Annotated in this window: 3 protein-coding genes; all 3 read left to right on the top strand. The window is 73.2% G+C overall.

Annotated features, from left to right (window positions below; genetic code table 11):
• Positions 1 to 1,836, top strand: a 1,836-nt coding sequence (locus ACIHCL_RS36805; protein WP_399868908.1) for a lantibiotic dehydratase, incomplete at its 5' end; no start/stop codon positions are given.
• Positions 1,830 to 3,383, top strand: a complete 1,554-nt coding sequence (locus tag ACIHCL_RS36800) for an amino acid adenylation domain-containing protein (RefSeq protein WP_399868907.1) — start codon at positions 1,830 to 1,832, stop codon at positions 3,381 to 3,383. The genes ACIHCL_RS36805 and ACIHCL_RS36800, both read left to right, overlap by 7 nt.
• Entirely contained in the window at positions 3,380 to 4,402 is a 1,023-nt protein-coding gene (locus ACIHCL_RS36795; protein ID WP_399868906.1) for a threonine/serine dehydratase, read from the top strand. Before ACIHCL_RS36800 ends, ACIHCL_RS36795 begins: the two co-directional genes overlap by 4 nt.
• Positions 4,403 to 4,536 lie beyond the last annotated feature (134 nt).

The following is a 4,536-nucleotide window of genomic DNA, read 5'->3' as shown; positions in this document are numbered from 1 at the left end:
TCGTCGTCGGTGTTCTTCTCCAGTTGGTCGATCGACGCGCTGGCCAAGTCCCTGTCGGCCGACGAGCGGCTGATGGCCTGGATCCCCCCGCGCCGGATGCCCTACATCCGGGCCGACTCCGACGACGGACCGGTCCGCATACCCGGCCGCCCGCCGCAGCAGGCGCCGCCCCGTCTGGTGGCCCTGCTCCGGCTGGTGGACGGCCGCCGGCCGCCGGGCGAACTGGCCCGCGTACTGGGCGTACCGCTCGCCGAGGTGACCGCCGCACTGGCCGAACTGGTGCGCCGCCGCTGGGTGACCTGGCGGCTGGAGGTCCCCTCCGGGCCCCATCCGGACCGGGAGCTGCGCGCCATTCTGGAACGGGTCGGTGATCCGGTCCTGCGGCGTGGTGCGCTGGAGCCTTTGGAGGTGCTGGAGCGGGGGCGTGAGCGGGTGCAGGCGGCCGGCCGTGACGCCGGTGCGCTGTGCGAGGCGCTGGCAGCTCTGGAGGAGGACTTCACCCGGATCACCGACACCGCCTCCCAGCGCGCCAAGGGCACCCATACCGCGCCCAACCGGTCGCTGGTCTACTCCGACACCCGGCGCTCCGCCACCGCCCGGGTCGGCAGCCGGGTCCTGGACGCCATGGCGCCCCTGGACCCGTTGATGACCAGCGCCGCCTGGCTGATGGCCCAGCTCGGCGCCCGGGTGGAACAGCGGGCCACCGAGGTCTACGAGAAGCTGGCCGCCTCCTGCGGCGAGGACCGGGTCAATCTCGCGGACTTCTGGTTCGCCTGCATGCCGATCCTGCACGGGGGCGCGGTCACCGACGCCGAGGAGGTGCTGGCGGAGTTCCAGCGCCGCTGGGCGCGGATCATTCCCGTACCCGACGGCGCCCGCCATGTCCGGGCGACGCACTCCGCGATCGCACCGCAGGTGGCCGAGGCGTTTCCCCCGGCCCCCGCAGCCTGGACCGCCGCCCGCTATCTCAGCCCCGATGTGCTGATCGTCGCCCGCGACACCGAGTCGGTCGGCAACGGCGAATTCGAACTGGTCCTGGGCGAACTGCATCTGGCGTCCAACACCGTGGGCGCCTCGCTCTTCGTCAGCCAGCACCCCGAACCGGATGAACTCCTCCGGCTGACCGGCCAGGACCATCCGGGCCCCCGGCTGCTGCCGCTGCTGCCCAAGGAACACAAGTCGCGGCTGTCCGTCCGGGTGCGCAATGTGCTGGTCCGGCCGGAGGACTACCACATCGCCCTGCTGGAACTCACCGCCGACCCGCACCGCGACCGCACCGTGCTCAGCGCCGACGCCCACGTCACCCGACGCGGCGACCGGCTGGTCGCACTGCTCCCGGACGGCGGCGAGTTCGCTGTCACCGATGTGTTCGGCCATGTGCTGACCACCCTGGCCATGGACATGTTCCGGCTGCTCCCCGACGCGGACCATGTGCCGCGGGTGGCGGTGGACAAGCTGGTGGTGAGCCGGGAGTCGTGGCGGTTCACGGGTGGGGATCTGGGGTTCGCGGAGGAGAAGAACGAGGCCCGGCGGTATGTGCGGGCGCGGAACTGGCGGAGCGAGCGGGGGTTGCCGCGGTATGTGTTCGTGGTGTCGCCGACGGAGCCGCGTCCGTTCTATGTGGACTTCGACGCCCCGGTGTATGTGAACATTCTGGCCAAGGCGGCTCGGCGGCTGGCGAGGAAGGACCCGGAGGCCAAGCTCACCGTCACGGAGATGCTGCCCACCCCTGAGCACGCGTGGCTCACCGACGACCAGGGCAACGCCTACACCTCCGAACTCCGCTTCGTCGCCGTCGACCAGGAGCACCGGCAGGGGGGCGTGTCGTCGTGGTGAGCTTCCTGGACACGATCCGGGCACACGCCGTGCGTACGCCCGAGGCCACCGCTCTGCGCACCCCGGGCCGCACCATCGGCTACGGCCGGCTCGACGCCTGGATCGACCGGCTGGCCCATGTCCTGACCGCCCGGGGAGTCGGGCGCGAGCGGGTCTGCGCCATCGCGCTGGAACCGGGGCCGGAGAGCGTGGTGGCGGTGGCGGCGGTACTCCGCGCCGGAGGAGCCTTCCTCACGCTGGACGTGACGCAGCCGCCGCCCCGGCTGGCCGCCATGGTCGGCAGCGGTGGCGCCACCGCCCTGCTCACCCGGAGCACGGTGCGCGAGAGCACGCGGCTGACGGTGGAGGGGCCGGTGATCGACCTCGACGAGCTGGACGAGCTGGACGGGCCGGACGGTCCCGTCGGCTCCGCAGGGGCGGGGACCTCCGGCGGATGGCCGGAGGCATCCGGACGGCAACTGGCCTACGTCAGCCACACCTCCGGCTCCACCGGCACCCCCAACGCCGTCCTGATCGAGCGGGCCGGTCTCGACTCGTATCTGCGCTTCATCGCCCGGGACTACGGCCTCGGCCCGCACACCGTGGCACTCCAGGTCGCGCCCCTCGGCTACGACGCCTCCATTCGCGACACCTTCGCCCCGCTGGTCGCCGGAGGCACCGTGGTCCTGGCGGAACGGAGCACCCTGCTGCGCGCCGACAGCTTCGCGCAGACGCTGCGACGCGAGGGCGTCGACACCCTGCTGAGCGTCACCCCGTCCTTCCTCATCTTCCTCGCCCAGCAGGACCGGGCCGAGGAGCGGCTGAGCGGACTGCGCCTGGTCGTGGCCAGTGGTGAGTCACTGCTGCCGTTCCTCAGCTCCGGCGGCCGTCGGCTGCTGCCCGGCGTACTGGTCAACCAGTACGGCCCCACCGAATGCACCATGACCGCCACCCGCTACGCGGTGCCTACCGAACCGGAGACCGCCGCCGACCTGGTCGGGACCCCCATCGACGGGATGACGGTCAGCCTGATCGGCCCCGACGGGCGGGAGGTGGCCCCGGGGGAGATCGGCGAGATCACCCTCGGGGGCATCGGAGTTGCCCGCGGCTACCGGGGCCGGCCCGAACTCACCGCCGACCGCTTCCGCCCGGATCCGAGCGGACCGCCGGGCGCCCGCGCCTACCGCACCGGGGATCTGGCCCGGCGCAGGCCGGACGGCGTACTGGAGTACCTGGGCCGCTCCGACCGGCAGGTGAAGATCCGGGGCTACCGGGTCGACCCGGCCGAGATCGAGGGCGTGCTGCTCGGCCACCCCCAGGTGACCGGGGCCGTGGTCACCGCCGAACCGGACGAGCGGGGACGGGTGTTCCTGTACGCCCATGTCACCGGCTCGCTGGACGCGGTCACCGACGCGGAGCTGCGCAGACACCTCGCCGGGGCCCTGCCGCCGCACATGATGCCGCGCAGGTTCCACCGCATCGACCGGCTGCCCACCACGCGCACGGGCAAGACGGACCGGGCCGCCCTGCACCACGGCGGCCCGCCGGTCGCGGGCCGGACGCCGTGACCGCCGCCGGCATCCGCCTCGGCCCGGCCGAGGTACGGGCGGCGGCGGAACGGATCCGCGGACCGGTACGCCGTACGCCGCTGCTGAGCGCCGACGCACTGCCGGAGCCGGCCGGTCCCGGGCTGCGCGGATTGCTGCTGAAGGCCGAACACCTCCAGCGGGGCGGCTCGTTCAAGGCCCGGGGCGCCGCCAACGCCATGCTCGGCCGGGACACCCCGGCGGTGGTCGCCGGCTCCTCCGGCAACCACGGGATCGCGGTGGCCGCGCTCGCCCGCCGCACCGGCGCCGAGGCCACCGTGGTGATGGCGGCCGGAGCGGGCCGGGCCAAGGCCGACGCCATCCGCGGGCTGGGCGCCCGGGTGCTGATGGTGGACGGCGGCGTCGCCGCACGCGACCAGCTCGCCCGGCAACTGGCCGCGGACACCGGAGCCCTGCTGGTGCCCTCCTCCGACGACGAACGTGTCGTCGCCGGACAGGGCACCGTGGCCCTGGAGATCCTGGAGGAGGTGCCCGACCTCGATCTGCTGTTCGTACCGGTCGGCGGCGGCGGGCTGCTGGCAGGAAGCTGTCTGGCAGCCGACCTCGCCGGTCGCCCGCTGCGGGTCATCGGCGTGGAGCCCCGACAGGCTTGCCGCTACGCCGTATCGGTCGCCGCCGGGCGTCCGGTGGAGCTGCCCGCATCGCAGACCGTCGCCGACGGACTGCGCGGCCAGCGGCCCGGCGAGATCGTCTTCCCCATCGTCCAGCGGCGGGTCGACGAGCTGATCGCCGTCGAGGACGAGGAGATCCTCCGGGCCATGGAGCTGCTGCACCGGGTCGGCCTGCCCGCCGAACCGAGCGGCAGCGTGGCCCTGGCCGGCGCGCTCCGGCGCGGCTTTCGCGGACGCACGGCCGTGGTGGTATCCGGCGGCAACTCGCCGGCCGCCCTCGCCGCCATGGGCGCGGGCGTGGCCGTGGCCGTGGGAGCGGGACCCCAGGCCCTGCCATCCCCCGTACCACCGCTGTCTGCCTTGTCATGACGCTTGTCCCACTCAACACCGCTTTCACCTTTCCTCACTTCGAAGGAATCTCAATGATCGTGTCAAGCCGCCTGTGTGACCGGTGGGGCGGAGGTGAACAGCCTTCCGTCACGGAGCATCGCCCAGAGCACGTC

It is taken from the genome of Streptomyces sp. NPDC052042 (assembly GCF_044548345.1).
Classification (GTDB): domain Bacteria; phylum Actinomycetota; class Actinomycetes; order Streptomycetales; family Streptomycetaceae; genus Streptomyces.
The sequence above is the reverse complement of the archived record's forward strand: the minus strand, read 5'-3'. Positions and strand labels throughout refer to the sequence as shown.